We start from the raw sequence: 15,501 nt of genomic DNA, 5'->3' as shown, positions 1-15,501 counted from the left end.
TCCAAACGAGACTCGTCTCATGCTGCCGGCGTCTGATGCCATCGGTTTGTTCTTAATCTCATGCCAGGCCGACCGCTACAGGCGGTCCTTTAGTCCTTTTGCAGCCGCAAACGACACCTTTCGCGATGCCTTGATGGTCATGGCTTCGCCGGTCGCAGGATTCCGTCCCTGACGCTCGGGGCGGCTCTTGACGGTGAATTTGCCAAAACCGGGAATAGCCACGTCATCGCCCTTCGCTGCTGAAGCGGCGATAGCGTCGAAGACCGCAGCAATCATTGCCTTTGTGGCGGTTTCGGTCGCGCCGGTGGAAGAGGCAACGGTCTTGGTCAGTTCGCTCAAATTCATGTAATCGACACCTTATGTAGTTCGACAGGGTGCATATCATGACCAAATCCGAAGCCAAGATGATCCTGGATCAGGAGAACGCTACGGCTGTGAGGCTGTTGGTCGAGCGCCTGCCGGATGATCAGGTCATCGAGATCTACAGCCTCACGGGCGGCACCGGGCCGGTGGCCGATCTCGCGGCCGACCAGATGGAGCGGCGAAACCTCGACTATTGATGGGCAGAGGCTCCAGGCGCTGCCATGCTGTCGGCATCCTGTCGCGTGTAAGCAACGCCGATCCGGGTGGCCGCGGACGCGCGGCGCGCGAGCACTCTGCGAACTACGGTGATCGCCTCGGCGGCTGACGGCGCCGATAGACGCTTCGTCTGACACGGCCCCGCAATCCGGCCCCATGACAGTTCGATCAGCTGGTGCCCGAAAAGATCCTCGGTGCGCTCGATACGATAGGCTCGACGGCAGTTGCGACCTTCATCAACGGCGGTGAGCTCGATCAGAGTAGCGCCGGCGAGATCGGTCAAAGACATAGTGGATAGCACTAAGGGCGTGCGCTTTGCAGGTGAAACGGGCTTTTTGCATCACCGGGCATCTTGTGATTCATGCACTCGATCATTCCTCGCCCCGGTACCCTTCGGGAAGGGCTGCGATCATCGCCTTGGCTGCATCCGCGATCGCCGACGTCTGGTTGTTCGACAGATGCTCGGCGATGCGGCCGCAGTTCAGGATGTGCGCGGTGATCTCTTCGCGCGTCGCGGCGCCGGCGTCGATCGACGTCGCATACTGCTCGCCAAGCAGGACGCGGGTGAAAACCATTTCCTCGCGCAGCGCCTGCAGCGTCAGGCGATCGTCCATATTATCTTCGGGGGCGGTCATGCCTTCACTACGGGCAAGTCGCTTATTCGTGTCGTCCATGCCGGCGATTTCATATCGGCGCGCATCTTCCATGGCCGTTTGAACCCCTGGCTGCCGGGCACAACCGTCATGCGGCCGAACTTGCCGTTGATGTCGTCGATCGCCGCCATGAGCCGCTCGCGCTGGGCGGACTGGTCCTGGTCTTCGAATAGCGTGCGCGGCCGTGCATCGGCCGCCGCCAGCTGCTCGAGCATGATGCCCGCCTTCGTGAACTCGAAGCCGCGGCGATACGCGCGCTCGACCAAGCGCCGGGCAAGGGATATCAGCTCGAAGCTGTCGGCGGTCATGGGATGCAGCGCCCCGCCCCGCGACGCGCCATATTGCGGCCGATCCGGCTTGTGGCGATTGGTGTGGAAGAACACCGCCATACGCCCTGCCACGAGGCCGTGCTGGCGCAGCTTCTCGCCGGCGCGCATTGCGAATTGCGAGACCGCCCCCATCAGCTGTTCGAGGTCGGCGATCGGCGTGCCGAACGAGCGCGTCACCGCCATGCCCTTGCGATCGGGAGCGACGAGTTCCACCGCATCTGCCTGGACGCCGTTGAGCTCGGCCACAAGGCGCTCAAGAACGACGGTGCCAAGTCCCCTCGCCTGCCGGAGTGGCATGTCGCGGAGCTGGCCAGCGGTTCGAATGCCGAGATCACCCAGCTTGCGCGCGGTTGCGCCCCCCACCCCCCACACGTCGGCGACGTCGAACCGGTCCATCACGTAGCGTCGGATATAGTCGTCGCGCAGGTCCGAGACACCGTCGAAGATCGGGTTCTTCTTGGCGGCCGCGTTGCCGAGCTTGGCGAGCGTCTTGGTTGGCCCTAAGCCGACACAGGTCGGGATCGTGGTCCACCGCAGGATCTGCGCGCGTAGCTTCTGGCAATGGTCGACCAGATCGAGGTGTTCGAAGCCGGTCAGATCGAGAAAATTTTCGTCTATGGAGTAGATCTCGATGTCGCGCGCGAACGGTTCGGTCGCTGCCAGCACGCGCCGCTGGATGTCGGCATACAATGTGTAGTTCGAACTGCGGACCGCCACCCCGTGCGCCTTGATAAGATCGCGGATCTTGAAGATGGGATCGCCCATCTTGATGCCGAGCGCCTTGGCCTCCGCAGATCTGGCAACCGCATTGCCGTCGTTGTTCGAGGCCACGATCGCCGGAACGCCGCGAAGGGACAAATCCATGACGCGCTCAGCGGAAACGTAGAAGGAATTACAGTCGCATAAGGCGATCGGACCGCTCATCGGCGATAGCGCCTGACCAGCCCCACGACGACGCCCCAGATCTCGGTGTATTCGTCGACCTCGAGGTGCGGGTAGCCTTCAGCTTCGGGAACGAGCCAGAACCGTCCATCCAGCTTCTTGAGGCGCTTCAGGGTGCGATCGCCATGCACCACGGCCACGACGACGTCGCCGGCGATTGCCTGCTTCGCACGGCTGACCGCGACCAGGTCACCGTCATTGATCCCTGCACCGGTCATCGACCAGCCTTCGACCCGCATCAGATAGGTCGCCGCGGGTTGCTCGATCAGCCATGCGTTGAGATCGATGGGGTCGTCTTCCTCGCCCTCGGCGGGGCTGGGAAACCCTGCAGGAACGCGCACCATAGCGAGCGCGATCGAGGACCGGGTGTCGGCCCATTGGAGTTCTGTCAGTCGAATCTGATGTTGCATCTGTGCCCGCTTTCGCGGGCTCTGGTAGCGCGAAACAGAACATGTAGGGAACAGCCAACCTGTGTTGGACGTCAAAAAGCCAGTCCGGCGATCACAGAAGGTGTTGTAAACGTGCCAAAAGCTCGGGTGCTGCAAGCCAAGCGCCATGAAGCGCCGACGCCAGGCCGGCGATAGTCATCGCAGCGATCGCCGCTATCTCGCATATGAACGCCACGCGTCGCAGCCGGTATCTCCAACGATCCAAAATAATCAGCGGTCTAATGCGTTCAGTTGGGGAATGTGGGCTTCCGCACAGGTTCTCGGAGTGCGACGACAAATTGAAAGAGCAAGGGCCCGATCTTCAACGTAAAAGCTCTGCCGTCAAAATCCTCGTGGATTTCCCCATGAGAGACGTGGCGGATGTCGCAATAAAACCAGCGTTTAGGCTCGTCTAAGGCCGAATTTGTCAGGTTGTTCGTCATTCTACCTCTTGTGTGAAAACCAGCACCGAACTGTGAGATCCGCGAACCGACATATGGTGGCCATTTTTCAATTCATCGGCTCGAGGAGCGCCGTAGCTTCCGCATCATGCAGGGCGAAGTCGAGCGGGCGAGCTGCGGGATGCCGGCGGAGCGCGTCGATCGCGTAGCAAAGGTGAAGGGAGGCGTCTGTCTGGCTTTCTCGATCAAACGAGCGCAACAACCAGAAGCACCCCTCAAGCATGGCCTCGAAGGACGCTCGGCTCTCGTCCACACGAGGCGACGAATAGACGCCGTTCATTTGCTGTTAATACCGTCGCTGGGAGTCCGGCGAAGATACGCGCGGCGGACGGTTTCACGATCGGGCGCAGCCTCGAGGCGGACAAGGCGGGATTCGATGCCACCCTCGTTGCGGCCCAGCTCGCCCATGATGGCGGCGATCGGCGTCGTCTCGCTGTTGAACCAGGCAAGGACGCGAGCGTCCTCTTCGGGCGACCAGCCTTGCCCACTCCTCGGCCCGCGAGGCTTGGGTGGTTTTGCCGGAGTTGCGCGAAGCGGCGGGCTAATCTTTGTTGGTTCGTCCGTGAGGCGGGCGACCGCTTCGACAAGGGCCAGCCATCCCTCCCGCGGCATTTCGATGACCTCGCCATCGGGCGAGCAGTACGTCCCATGAGATCCGTCGAACGTGAGCGAGTGAAGCCGACCGTCAACCTCCCAGGAAAGTTGCGGTTTGCTGAGTCTGGTCGTCACGGAGGTCTCGGGTTTCATGACACCATTGTAGCGATTTTCGCTCTCCCGATCATCTGTTTCAGCACGTAAAGTCAGACAGTTGCGCCTAGACTGGACCTAACGACGATGCCCATGATCGCGACCGTCAAGGTCAAGAAGCCGAACAGGATCTTCGCCAATCCAGCGCGGCGAGCCGATGCCCCCGTGCGCATTTTTCGCGCGGTGCGATCGATCCGGGTGCGGACCGAAAGCCATCCATCGAACACGTCGGTAAGCCCGTAGGTCATAAGCGCGAAGGCGATCAGCAGGACGAAGCCTTTCACCAGAGCGGGATCCACGACCATGAGAACCATGCCGCACAGCGCGAGGACCGTCCCGAGGATCTTGGTCACATCGAGCATCGGCATGATCCGATACAAGCGAACCGATCTGCTTACTCGGACGCGGCCCAGGGGGCGGTCGCAGACCGCGCAGCGGTGGACGAGCTGCGCGTCAGCCCAACGACCCAGCGGCTTGGTGCAGTAGGGGCAATTCGCCGCCGGGACGCCGGTGAGCATGTTCATGGCTTCGGACTTTCGGTCTGCGGTGCCGTCGCAGCTGCAGGCTTGGCCGGCAAGCGTGCCTGTACGTCGGCGACGAGCTTGCGGAACGCGTCGAGGACCGCCAGCGAAGTGATCTTGCCGATATCGGTCGACCCGTAGGTGCCGCCGAGCGCGCCCACGCCAAGCCCAAGCAGCAGACCACCGCCAACGACGCCGATGTCCTTCTTTCGGGCCGAGCCGGTCGCGACCGCCTCCTGCAACCCGGTGTCGACCGACACCAGCGACAGCATGACCTGGCTCTCGAGCGTCTTCGACTTGAGGCCGACCGCGCCGCCCAGCGCGCCGCCTAAGCCGCCGCCGCTTTCGCGGCTCTTGGCATCGGAATAAAGCACCTGCGCGCTGATGAGGTAGTCCGCTTTGGTCATCGCCGCGGACGGCGTTGCCCCCGCCATCGCGCGCTCACGCTCGAGCGCGGACATTGCGGCACCGCGGTCTGCTACCCGAAAGCAGTTCGAGCGTGCGGCCATGAGTTTGATGAGCGGCAAGGGGTCGACCCTGGCCGTTCCGCCTCCTTGCTGCGCCTCTGCCATTTTGAGCAGCGCTGCCAAACCGGGAGACAGGCTGTCGCGCATGTCGGGCGCCTTCTCCTCGACCAGGGCAACGACGCCGAGCGGGGCCGCGCATCGTGGCAGCTCGGTGTTCTCGTCGACACCGGTGCCACCCTGCCCCAGCTTTTGCGCGAGCGCGGGAGTGCTGGCGAGCGCGAGGCCCGCCAGCAACCCAGCGGCGATCATTCGCCTAGCCATGCTTCACCTTGCCCTGCGCGTGCTTGGTGGGATCGCAGATGCCCGCCTTTTCCTCGGCGACCTTGCGCGCGACCTTGGCTTCGTCGCAGTCCGCGCAATCGGGGCAATCAGGGCAGTCGGGGCAATCCCCGCAGTCCTTGAGGTCGCACTCGACGTGGTGCTTCCCGGCGTGCGCGTGGTAGGCCGCCTTCTTCTTCGCCACCCGCGCGGCGACATCCGTCCCGGCGGTCGAAGCGGCGTACTCGTTCATGGCCAGGAGGACCGGGCCCGGTTCGGCAGCGTGAGCTGCCGCGGGTACGGCGACGCTCGCGGCCATCAGGCCGAGCGCGGACGCCAACATGTATCGCTTCATCATTTCCATTCACTCCTTCTTGGTTGTCTTCACCACCCCGTGCGACGGCCGTCGCGCAGGTCATTATCCCGGCGACCGCTGTCGCCGAGCGCCGAGCGGCGGATCTCCAATCGAACCCCGTCGCCTCGTCTGCTGGTGCGGATATCGCGGAGGTCCACGTCGTTGCGTTTCGCCCAGCGTTCCGCAGCGGCTTCGTCGCCGAAGTCGCCCATTTCCTGGAAATCCCAATTGCTCATGCTTCCTCCTTTCCGCGTCATCACGCTGCTGTTCGGCGCATCGCGCGCGAATCCGGTTGTGGTGCCAAAGCCTCGGCAAGCGCGCTGCGCACGCTGAGGGCGGTCTGACGGCCCGCCGAGAGCCTGACGGTCGTGTAGCCCGCCCGCGCCGTCATCTGGTCGCGCTGGGCATCCTGCCGGGCGTTGTGGGTCCGATCGTCGAGCTCGACGATCGCGATGATGTCGCCGCTGGCCCGGTCCTCGAGGAGGAAGTCGACCCGCTTGGAGGAGAAGCGGTTGCGCACCGACGTCGCGCCGCTCCGGTCGAGCCCCCGGGCCGGCTGCAGGATCGCGCCCATCGACACCTGGGCATGAACCCGCGCGCTCGGAATTGCCTGCTCGATGAACCCGCAGACGATCCGCTCGCGCTTGGTCATCAGCTCGCGCGGCCGCACCGGCAAGCGACCAATGCCCGATCCCCCGCCTAGCAAGCGCAGCAAGGCGACAGCGAGGATCGCCAGGACCAGGAAGATGATGTGCTGCTGTGTCATAGCGGATCCGGTCCGGTCAGCATCTGACGCGTCGGCAGGTTGCCATCGAACCGGCGATGCAGGTTAATGCCGTTTCCGCCTCGCGCCGGGAAATCCATCAGCTTGGCGACGGTCTCGAATTGGGTGTTGGGCCCGAAAAAGTCCTTCGGGCCGTGCCAGTTCTGGCCCTCGATGATCCGCATGCGCCACCTGCCCGCCGGGGCGGGAACGTCGACGTCGTCGTTCGCTGCCACGAAGACGGAAAGAGCGTGTGCGCCGGTGTCGGCGTCGATCAGCTGGACGACGGCATTCGCCTCGGCCGCGCTCACGCGCAGGCGGCTCTGAACGAGACCCAACGGCAAAGTGCGCGCCACCGCGACACTTCCCGATTCCGGAAAGGTGATCGCTGGCTGGAAATCCGGAAGCCACCCCCGACGCTTCGCGTCGGCCAAGATGCCGATCGCCACCGGCACCAGGCAGAGGATGGGGATCAGACCGCGCAGAGCAGGCGTCCAACCGGCGCGACCTGTACGAGTACGCCGACGGCGACCGTAGCGCATCGCTATGCGATCGTACTCGTCGAACTCGGTGTTCTTTCCGACCCAGCTCGCGCTGCCCAAGGGAACGTCGTCGCGTTCGACCCGACCCTTCTTGTCCTTCCAGACAGGGATCGACGACGCCGCACCGCGCTTTCGGTATTGGTCGCGCATATAGTCGCGGTCGGAAAGGCCCATGTCAGGATCGCGCCTTCGCCGGCATGAACCGACGCGCGGGCAGGCGGATGGTGATTTCCCCCGGCTCGCTGCTTGTCAGCGCGCGCGCCAGCGGCCGCAGCAGCAACAGAAGGAGGACCGCGATCGCCGCGAACGAGAGAGCGTCCCCGGCCCATTTCATCGCATGTTCGTGATGCGCCTTGGCGATGCAGGTCTTGAGGCTGTTGGCTTCGAGATCGCACCAGTGAACGTGCTGCAGGTGCTTCACGGAATCCCAGGTCATCACGGGCGTCATTTCGGGGTTGGTCATGGTCACAGCTCCAGTCCAATGTCTTTTTCGGGGAACGGCAGATCCTTCGCAGGCGGGCCCAGTTCTGCGCCAAGGCCGAGTGGCCTGCCGTGCAGTGACGTAAGGTCAGGCGGCAGCGTCGGGTTGAAGCTGGCCTCGCGCGGCGTAGGCCCGTGAGCCGGAGCGCTCCGAGACGGGGCGTCGACGTCGATCTTGCCCACGGTCTCGAGCGCCGAGGTCTTGTTGCCTTCGTTGCGCTCGATCGCGCTGGTCAGCCTGTCCTTGTTGTCAGTGTAGAGCGTCAGATCGTCGCGCACGCGGGTCACGGTCACGTTGAACAGCCGCTGGTTGGAGAGATTGCTCTCGGTCGAGCTCATCACCGCGATGCCTTTGTCGGCCGTGATGCCTTGCGCCATGTGCATGTTGAGCGCGTAGGCGAGGCCCATGCGCTCAAGCATCGGATCGCCGGTCTTCAGTTCGTGCAGGGTCTTGTCGGCCGCCTCTACGGTGATCCCTTTGTCCGACACCGAGACCACGCTCGCGAGAGCGGCATTGAGCAGTCCGCGATCCTTGTCGTTCTGCGTCCAGCGGATCTGGTCGTTCTCGTGGAGCTTGATGCTCTCACGCTGGCTGAGGCCGAGCGCATCCCGCTTGTCCATCGGGTCGATCTTCTGCGGATCGAAGCGCAGGGTCTTGCTGCCCGAGCGCAGTTCCACCCTGCCCTTGGCATCGACGCCGATGACCTCGTAGGTGCCGCGACGAAGTCCGAGCTCGCTGACCGCGCGCGCGACCTCGAGCGTCTGCCCGGCGGCATAGGTCTTGGCGTAGCGCAATTCCTCCCTGGTCGTGTTGACCCGTTCGATCACGCTGAACGTCCGACCCTCGCCCGCCAGGGTGCCGTTGGCCTTCAGCCCCGCCTGCACGCGCTCGTTCAGCTCGGCGCGCGACGCGCGGCCAGAAGCGAACAGCGCGGTCGCGTCGCGTTCGTCCTTGGGCAGGGACAGCCAGTGGTTGGCGGCCGCCTCGACGTGGGCCGGGCTGGCCTTCAGCTTGTCGCCCAGGACACCGAGCGCCTCGCGCACGGCTCCGCGGTTGGCGAGCGCGGCGACGCTGCGCAGCTGATCCGTGCGCTGGCGCAGGTTCTCGTCCATGCGCTCCATGGCGATTCCGCCGGCTTGCGCCAGTGCGAACGACTTGCCCGCGTCGATCGCGGAGAGCTGCTGACGGTCGCCGATCATCACGAGGCGGTCGACCCCAAGCGCATTGGCGATCCCGACCAGATGTCGCATCGGGGTGCTGCCGACCATCGAGGCTTCGTCGAGCACGAGGACCGTGCCCTTGAGTTCGTTCCGAGCCCCTTCGTAGCCCTCTCCCCGCCCCGCGAGCGCATGGCGGGCATAGGTGTTGACGAACGACGACACCGTCTGCGCCTCGATCCCCGAGCCCTCGCGCAGATCGCCGACCATCTTGTTCTGAAAGGCGAGGCCCAGCACCTTGCGACCTTCGGCTTCGGCAACCCGGGCAACGCTGGCGATCATGGTCGACTTGCCGGCGCCGGCGACGCCTTGCACGGCAACGATCCGATCGGACGAGGACAGCGCCAGCGTGGCAGCGGCCATCTGCCCGGCGTTCAGTGTCTTGTCCCCGGACGCGTCGGTCAGCCGGATCACCACCTGGTCGGGCGCGACGATCGGCTTGGCAGCCCCCTTCCCCGCGTCGATCTCGGCCAGGATCTTCGCCTCAGTCGCGAGCGCTTCGGGCGTGGTGACATGCGTCACGACCCCGTCGATCCGGTTGGACTTTCCCGGGATCAGCTTTTCTTCGCGGACGAGCTCGCTGATGCGCGCGTCAACCTTCTCGGCCGTAACGCCGGCAAGCCCGAGATCGAGCGCGGTGCGGGTGACCTCGGGCACCGAAAACGCTGCCTCACGCTGCTCGAGGATGCGGACAGCCGAGGCGACCGCGTGCTGCGCGCGATATTCAGAGGCGGTAAGTCCGAGCCGGTCGAGGCCGCGATCGACCAGCGGGTCGCGCGGACTGAATATACTGCCGACCGCTTCCCGGACACCGGTCAGAACCTCGTTGAGGCCCCGCTCAGTCCGCAAACCATGTTCTGTCGCGCCGGGGCTCGATCGTCCGATCGCTCGGGCCAGCAGAGCCTTGCCATCGAAGCCCAGCGCCGCGGCGCGTTCGCGCCAGCTGTCCCGGAGCGCCGACCGATCCTCGACGTTGAGTTTCGGGTCGCGGGTGGTTCCTGTGACCTTCCGAAGTCCCTGTGTCGTGTTGTATCCGAGCTCTTCCGCTTTGGCCAAAATTTGCGCGCGACGCTGACTAAATTCTTCGAGCACCTCCTTGGGCACGTCCTTGATCTCGAACTGCCCGTGCTTGCCGGTCAGTTCGGTCTCGTAGCCGATCTTCGCCAACTCGGATCGGAACTGCGCGTGGTAGGCAGCGCCAAGCGTGGTGTTGTTCTTCCAGAGCTGACCGTTGTGCAGCGCCTGCCAGGCACCGTTGGCCATTCGCGTCATGTTGGCGATCACGACGTGGATATGCCCTTGTGGGTCGAGCGCGCGGCTCGTGTCGTGTTGGAACATCGCATAGACCAGGTTCCCGGTCCGCACCGGTTCGCCTGATTTGGTCCGCTCGTAGGTACGCCCTTCCGCGAACTGCTTCTCCGCCCAGGCCATCGTCGTGCGGACAGCGGTCCAATGTGCCTTCAGGACGCGTTCGTCGCCGGCGACATAGGCCATAACGCTCGCCGACTTGGGCATCGAGAAGGTGAGATCGATGCCAGACTGTCGATTCTGGACCTGTCCCACCTTCTCCCCATCGGGCAATTCCCCGTTGAGGATTTTCTCGAGAGTTTCTTTTGCGACCTCGCCGGTCAGTCCGAGCGCCTTCGCCCCCTCTCCCGCCCAGCCACTGGCTTCGGTGGCGTGTTCGCCGGCGTAGTATTCGGCCGCATGATAGTCGTCTTTCGCGAAGTAGTTCGCGGCGCCGGACGCGGATTTGACGGAGGCAACGCTCAGCACGTCACATCTCCATGTCGTCATCGAGCTCCGCCTCTACGGCGGGGTCTTCGCGGTGGTGATGGTGGTGCGGATCGTGCGGGGCAGCGCCGGCGCCCTCGCGCGTCTCGCGCAGGATCTGCTCTTCGCCCCGGTCTCTCGCGTCCGGGCCATGTCGACGTTCGGTCAGCGCCTGCGTTGCCTTGGTGCGAGCCATCTCAAGCTCATCCGTCTTGGCGGTAAGCGCGCCGACACTAAAGACCGATGCGCCCCCCACCGGTTTTGCGCCCGCAGTCACCTCTCTGCCTTCCGCTACGTGGGGTGACTGGTCCTGGGCGGGGGCGGGTGCGCGCCCGATGTCGTTGACGACTGCGCCAAGATCGCCGCGCACCACCATTGCCTCGGCCGCCAGCTCGGCTTCTGAGCGCGCGTCTTGCTGCTTGGCCTCCTCGCCGGGTTCCGTGCGCTCGATTTCCTGCTCGTCCTCCGGTCCGGTGAGCGGCGTATGCTCGCGACCACCCTCCCCTCCCTCTTCCGCGCGTTTCGGCGCCGCAGGCGCCTTGGCCCTGGGCGGCACGTAGGGCGTCGGTTCCATCTTGGTGACCCGGAGAAAGCCTTCGGCGACCTTCGGATAGTCCTGCCACTGCAGTTTGATCCTTGCCGCGGGGAAGCCGTCGGGAAACTTGATGAAGCCGTGCATCGACGGCAGGTTCGTGATGTCGTCGGGAATGACGAGTGGCTCGATCATCTTGCGCGGTGTGAGGGTCGAGGCGTCGCGGGTGTTGTTGTAGCCGTAGCTGTAGGCCTCATCCATCTGCCGGACCTCGCGGTTGCCGATGAATTCCGCGCAGCGCTCGGCGGATCGATAGTCGGCCGTGGCGAGGATCAGCTTGGTGCGCGCAAGGCCAGTCAAGCTGACCGCGCCCTGCTCGCCATAGGTCTCGACCAGCTTGTCGAACGAGTGGATGCCAAGCACGAACGCGCCGCCGAAGTTGCGTGCAGTCTGCAGGCCATGCTCGATCGCCGGTAGTGCGTGCAGCGCATGCACCTCGTCGAACAGGAACCAGGTGCGCAAGTCGCGGGTGCGGGGCAGGCGCATCAGGCTGTTGACGGCAAGGTCCATCCAGAGGGTCAGGAGCGGACGGGTGAGCGTCAGGTCGGTGTGGTTCGACGTGATGAACATGATCGACCCGGGGGCCTGCTCCTCCGTCATCCAGTCGGTGATCGAGAAGCCCTGCGCACCGCCCTCGACCGGGTCGGGCAGGAACCGCAGGACGTTGCCGTTGGTGTTGAAGACCGAGCGGATCGACTCCGCCATGCGCGCCGCTTTCTCGGTCGTCAGCGGCGCAGCAACTGTGTCCTCGAGCTTGGCGTGGATTCGCTTCAGCTCGGCCGTCATGAGGTGATGCGCGATCGCGGCGTTCGAGGTCTCGCCGTCCGCTTTCAGCTTGATGCAGATTTCAACAAAGAGGGTCCGCGCCGCGAGCTGCCAGAAGGGCTCCTTGTCACCGGGATCGGAGGGGATGAGCGCGGTCGCGGCCGACAGAAAATCAGCGTAGATGTCGCAGTCGTTGAAGATGGTCCAGGGCCGACAGCGCTGGTCCATGGGGTTGAGGATGACGTCGGTTTCCGGGTTGTAGAAACTCTCGACGAACGCGCCGGTGAGATCGAAGATAACCGCGCTGTGCCCGCGCTCGCGCAGCTGCTTGACGATGCTGCGAAGCTGCGTGGTTTTGCCTGCGCCGGTCGTGCCGATCAGCATCGTGTGCGACTGCTCGAGGCGCCACGGATAGGCGATCCCGGCGATCTTGTAGGGCTGGTGAATGCCCAGCGCTCTTTTCGACGCGCGATTCAGGACGACCACGTCTTTTGGGAGCATCGGCGGAGAGAGGTTCTGACACTCGTAGGCGAACCGGTTGTTGTTGTGCGCGCGCACCTCGTTTTGGAGGATGTCGCGCGTGACAAGCATGGCCCCGCGTTCATGGCGTTCCTGCAGGATCGCCTTGCCCCGCTTGCGCGAGAAATCGACGTACCACATGGTCAGCGGCGCGGTGATAAAGGCGCTCATCACGAGCGATGCGAACAGGATGCGCATCATTGTTTGCCAGGCCGCGTCGACGAACGGATTGAAGGGCACGTAGCCGATCGGCATCGCGCGGATCGTTCGACCCGGGAGGGTCAGGTGAACGATCTTCTGCGGGTCGAACCCGAGGTATGTCCAGAGCGTCGAATAGAGACGCATCAGGATCATCTGGAATTCGAACTCGGCGAGCCCGAACAGGATGAAGACGGTGAGGCAGATGGCGAGCACCAGACCGTAGATCTTGAGGGGGATGCTGATCCCTGCAAACCACATCCAGAACTCGTGCGTGACGAGCTGCGATCCGCGGGTGAAGTTGCCCGCGTTTCGGGTCACGCGTCCGCGTGCGGAATGGTGCTCGACGGTGGCCGCTTTGCCGTTGAAACGGATGTCGTCCCTACGCATGGAATTCGGCCATGCGTTGCTCGGCAATCGTGTTCAGTTGAGGGGCTGCGTCAGCGTGTTCCCGGTGGACAATAACGTCCAGTGCAGCCTGCATGCGTTCGAGGCACATGACGAGCCGCGGGGCATTTATGCCATGCGAAGCAACGGCGAATGGGACGCCTATGCGAAGCGCGGTCCGAATGACTTCAGCGCGGGTTGTTCCCAAACTCCGCGCAGCGCTGTCGAGCGCAGCAGTTTCTTGTTCGGTCAGCCTGAGGCTGATTACCTTGGACTTGTCGATCATCACCAGTCCCTGTCTTCAGGACTGGCTGGTGGGGGTTTCGCAGTGTCCTTTTAGCGCAAGGCTGTCAGGGCGTGAAGAGTGAAACTGTATTCCGATTGTCGTTTGCCGAAAATCGCGGAATATCAGTCGCGTAGCGGCAAACTGAGGCCGCGACTACACCTGTATGACGAGATTACAGACGTAGTATCGCAGTATTATCAACGAGTTAACAAGTGCGGTCGCCGCATACGGTGTGCAAATCTATAGGGACTGCTGACGTGGTTGCTGCTCCTGGGTTACTGGTCTTTCGATAGGGGTGCCAGATTCCGGTAGGGGCTGCGCTGTGCGCAACGGCCCCGGACCGTCCAAGGGGAAAGCGAAGCGATCCCGGACCTAAGCGTGCCCTAGCCGAAGGCCAGGCACGCGCCTCCTTTCGTTCGGACATAAGAGGGTCGCCCATGCCTCTTCCGGCATGGCCAGTTCCCGGCGCTTCCATGTGCGTAGGGAGGCGGCTAAAGTTTCGCTCGGAGGCACCCAGGAACGAAGCACGAAAGAGACGAGAATGGCGGGATCACTTGAGAGCGAACGCAAGGCAATCGAGGCCGAGGAATCGAGGCTGGCCGAGCGCCGGAAAAGGCTGCAGGAGCGCGAGCAATCCGAGCGTCAGAAGCTGATCGGAAAGAGCATCCTGATGAGGGCAAGCGAGGAGCAGCTGGACACGGTCCTGAAGCGCATCAAAGCGCTTGGTCTTGACGAGACGATCAAACGCCTCGCCTGATCGACAAAGGGACAGCGCCACGACACGGACGCGAGGGGTTCGATGCCCCTCGTGTCCGTTTCGCCCAGCAAGCAAAAAGAGAGGGGCGCGTGGCCCCTCCCTTGTCGTCTCAGAACTCGTCGTGCATGCCGCCCGGGATGGTGTGGATGACCCGGCTTGCGAGATGTGCCGGGAGAGCGTTGTAGTCGCCCTCGTCGATCGCGATGAAGCTGTTGTCTCGCTCGGCGATGATGTGTTGGTTGAAGTAGCTGTGTGGAGCGCGTCGTTCGGCAATTTCGAGAGCGTCGAGGTAAGCGGAATTGTTCGTGCCGGTGTAGTGAAGTTGCAGGGTCATGTTTGCCTCCATGATTGTCGAAATTGACAGGGTCATGAGGGACGTTCGGCAGCAGGCGGGGTCAGGGACGTGCGGGCGCAGCCCGTGCGCCGCGAAGCGGGCGGTGGGGGAGCCGATTTTGTCGGTTCGGGTCCGGAGCGTAGCGTAGCGTAGCGGAGTGGCCCGGGCCGTCAAAATTGGGGGTACCGCCGATCCTTGACGCCGCCTGCCTGGCGGATGTCAGAATGGGAAGTCATGTGTGAGAGCCCTTGGTTCCTTGGAGGGCGCAGCGGTGCCGCCAGAGCCTTGAGCCTTTCGGGCAAATGAAAGGGGGCGCCGGCACTGCCGACGCCCCCGGACGCCCGATCTGGGAGGAAGCTAGGCCCAGACCAGACGTTTGCCGTTTTGCGAACGCTGCGACGCCATGGCGTCCAGCTGTCCAAGGTAGGTGTCCATGCCCTCGCGCTCGAGGTAACGCCGTGTGGCGGGATCTGTGATCGCGGACGTCAGATCTGCAAGGTCGATCTCGCCCGTCGCGTCGCGCCCTGCGCCGATCGCCGCAAGCAGTGCGTAAGCGTTGGCGTTCGACAATTGCATTTCGGTGGTGCCGTCCGGTGTGGTGGACACGCCCATCATGATCGATGCCGATTCCTCGTCCTTCCAGAAGCGCACGTTGAGCCCTTCGAACTGGGCTTCTTCGACGACGGCGATGACGGCTTCGCTGTCGCCGAAGAGCCCGGCGATCGTCGCGCAGGACCACGGGCAGACGCGGGCTTCGAAGCCGTAGGCGAGATAGTCGAAGTCATCGTCATCATAGACGCCGACGAGCTGGCCATGCTGACGTGCGAACGCGCGGAAGGCGGCCAGCTGCCGAGCGGTCACGACTGCCGGTTTGGCGCGCAATTCGGCATCGGATCGAACGGTGAAGGTGATCATCTCGGAACTCCCGAATGGTTCACTCTTCCGATCCCCCCTCACCTCTCTCCCCGGGCCGTCGCCGGAGGCGGCAGGCACCGGGGGACGCATGGGGACGTTGCGCTCTGCAGGTTCACCGGGAGCGGCGAGGCGCAGGCCCGCGCAGCCCGTCAGGGCTGCGTGCAGGCAAGCG

Annotated in this window: 20 protein-coding genes; 2 read left to right on the top strand and 18 right to left on the bottom strand. The window is 63.8% G+C overall.

What is annotated here, in order from left to right:
- Positions 1 to 75: 75 nt before the first annotated feature.
- Entirely contained in the window at positions 76 to 345 is a 270-nt protein-coding gene (locus LHJ54_RS12575) for an HU family DNA-binding protein (protein WP_228244226.1), read from the bottom strand.
- Between the two features lie 38 nt (positions 346 to 383).
- Here LHJ54_RS12575 and LHJ54_RS12570 point away from each other — a divergent pair, with 38 nt between their 5' ends.
- A complete protein-coding gene (locus LHJ54_RS12570; protein ID WP_228244225.1) occupies positions 384 to 560 on the top strand; it encodes a hypothetical protein in 177 nt (58 codons plus the stop codon).
- Here the strand turns inward: LHJ54_RS12570 and LHJ54_RS12565 are convergent.
- From LHJ54_RS12565 to LHJ54_RS12495, 15 genes are all read right to left on the bottom strand, one after another.
- A complete protein-coding gene (locus tag LHJ54_RS12565; RefSeq protein ID WP_228244224.1) occupies positions 554 to 862 on the bottom strand; it encodes a WGR domain-containing protein in 309 nt (102 codons plus the stop codon). The two genes, LHJ54_RS12570 and LHJ54_RS12565, sit on opposite strands and share 7 nt — an antisense overlap.
- An 88-nt stretch (positions 863 to 950) precedes the next feature.
- Complete coding sequence (locus tag LHJ54_RS12560; RefSeq protein ID WP_228244223.1) at positions 951 to 1,193, bottom strand: hypothetical protein; 243 nt, start codon at positions 1,191 to 1,193, stop codon at positions 951 to 953.
- Between the two features lie 17 nt (positions 1,194 to 1,210).
- Complete coding sequence (locus LHJ54_RS12555; RefSeq protein WP_228244222.1) at positions 1,211 to 2,485, bottom strand: Y-family DNA polymerase; 1,275 nt, start codon at positions 2,483 to 2,485, stop codon at positions 1,211 to 1,213.
- On the bottom strand, positions 2,482 to 2,913 hold the full coding sequence (locus LHJ54_RS12550) for a LexA family transcriptional regulator (RefSeq protein ID WP_228244221.1): 432 nt from the start codon (positions 2,911 to 2,913) through the stop codon (positions 2,482 to 2,484). Before LHJ54_RS12550 ends, LHJ54_RS12555 begins: the two co-directional genes overlap by 4 nt.
- A gap of 755 nt (positions 2,914 to 3,668) precedes the next feature.
- Positions 3,669 to 4,139: a hypothetical protein gene (locus tag LHJ54_RS12545; RefSeq protein ID WP_228244219.1), complete on the bottom strand. Its 471-nt coding sequence runs from the start codon at positions 4,137 to 4,139 to the stop codon at positions 3,669 to 3,671.
- Positions 4,140 to 4,192: 53 nt separating this feature from the next.
- Entirely contained in the window at positions 4,193 to 4,663 is a 471-nt protein-coding gene (locus LHJ54_RS12540) for a hypothetical protein (RefSeq protein WP_228244218.1), read from the bottom strand.
- Positions 4,660 to 5,436, bottom strand: a complete 777-nt coding sequence (locus LHJ54_RS12535) for a CsgG/HfaB family protein (RefSeq protein ID WP_228244217.1) — start codon at positions 5,434 to 5,436, stop codon at positions 4,660 to 4,662. The genes LHJ54_RS12540 and LHJ54_RS12535 overlap by 4 nt, the downstream gene beginning before the upstream one ends.
- A gap of 4 nt (positions 5,437 to 5,440) precedes the next feature.
- Positions 5,441 to 5,803 carry a hypothetical protein gene (locus LHJ54_RS12530; RefSeq protein WP_228244216.1) on the bottom strand — a complete coding sequence of 121 codons (363 nt, stop codon included), beginning with the start codon at positions 5,801 to 5,803 and terminating at the stop codon, positions 5,441 to 5,443.
- A gap of 26 nt (positions 5,804 to 5,829) precedes the next feature.
- Entirely contained in the window at positions 5,830 to 6,036 is a 207-nt protein-coding gene (locus tag LHJ54_RS12525; protein ID WP_228244215.1) for a hypothetical protein, read from the bottom strand.
- Positions 6,037 to 6,056: 20 nt separating this feature from the next.
- On the bottom strand, positions 6,057 to 6,566 hold the full coding sequence (locus LHJ54_RS12520) for a DUF2726 domain-containing protein (protein WP_228244214.1): 510 nt from the start codon (positions 6,564 to 6,566) through the stop codon (positions 6,057 to 6,059).
- Positions 6,563 to 7,279 (bottom strand): hypothetical protein, encoded by a 717-nt coding sequence (locus tag LHJ54_RS12515; protein ID WP_228244213.1) that lies wholly within the window; start codon positions 7,277 to 7,279, stop codon positions 6,563 to 6,565. The genes LHJ54_RS12520 and LHJ54_RS12515 overlap by 4 nt, the downstream gene beginning before the upstream one ends.
- A gap of 1 nt (position 7,280) precedes the next feature.
- Entirely contained in the window at positions 7,281 to 7,568 is a 288-nt protein-coding gene (locus tag LHJ54_RS12510; RefSeq protein WP_228244212.1) for a hypothetical protein, read from the bottom strand.
- Between the two features lie 2 nt (positions 7,569 to 7,570).
- On the bottom strand, positions 7,571 to 10,579 hold the full coding sequence (mobF, locus tag LHJ54_RS12505; protein WP_228244211.1) for a MobF family relaxase: 3,009 nt from the start codon (positions 10,577 to 10,579) through the stop codon (positions 7,571 to 7,573).
- Position 10,580: 1 nt separating this feature from the next.
- Positions 10,581 to 13,040 carry a type IV secretion system DNA-binding domain-containing protein gene (locus LHJ54_RS12500; RefSeq protein ID WP_228244210.1) on the bottom strand — a complete coding sequence of 820 codons (2,460 nt, stop codon included), beginning with the start codon at positions 13,038 to 13,040 and terminating at the stop codon, positions 10,581 to 10,583.
- Positions 13,033 to 13,323 (bottom strand): ribbon-helix-helix protein, CopG family, encoded by a 291-nt coding sequence (locus LHJ54_RS12495; protein ID WP_053556512.1) that lies wholly within the window; start codon positions 13,321 to 13,323, stop codon positions 13,033 to 13,035. The genes LHJ54_RS12500 and LHJ54_RS12495 overlap by 8 nt, the downstream gene beginning before the upstream one ends.
- A gap of 541 nt (positions 13,324 to 13,864) precedes the next feature.
- On the opposite strand from LHJ54_RS12495, the gene LHJ54_RS12490 reads away from it, so the two are divergent.
- Entirely contained in the window at positions 13,865 to 14,080 is a 216-nt protein-coding gene (locus LHJ54_RS12490; protein WP_228244209.1) for a hypothetical protein, read from the top strand.
- Positions 14,081 to 14,189: 109 nt separating this feature from the next.
- Here LHJ54_RS12490 and LHJ54_RS12485 read toward each other — a convergent pair whose 3' ends face one another.
- Both LHJ54_RS12485 and LHJ54_RS12480 read right to left on the bottom strand, forming a co-directional pair.
- Entirely contained in the window at positions 14,190 to 14,414 is a 225-nt protein-coding gene (locus tag LHJ54_RS12485; protein WP_228244208.1) for a hypothetical protein, read from the bottom strand.
- Between the two features lie 357 nt (positions 14,415 to 14,771).
- Positions 14,772 to 15,329 carry a hypothetical protein gene (locus LHJ54_RS12480; protein ID WP_228244207.1) on the bottom strand — a complete coding sequence of 186 codons (558 nt, stop codon included), beginning with the start codon at positions 15,327 to 15,329 and terminating at the stop codon, positions 14,772 to 14,774.
- Between the last annotated feature and the right edge of the window lie 172 nt (positions 15,330 to 15,501).

This window comes from Porphyrobacter sp. GA68 (genome assembly GCF_022605525.1).
Taxonomy (GTDB): Bacteria; Pseudomonadota; Alphaproteobacteria; order Sphingomonadales; family Sphingomonadaceae; genus Qipengyuania_B.
Note: the sequence above shows the minus strand (reverse complement) of the source record. Positions and strands in the feature narration are given on the sequence as shown.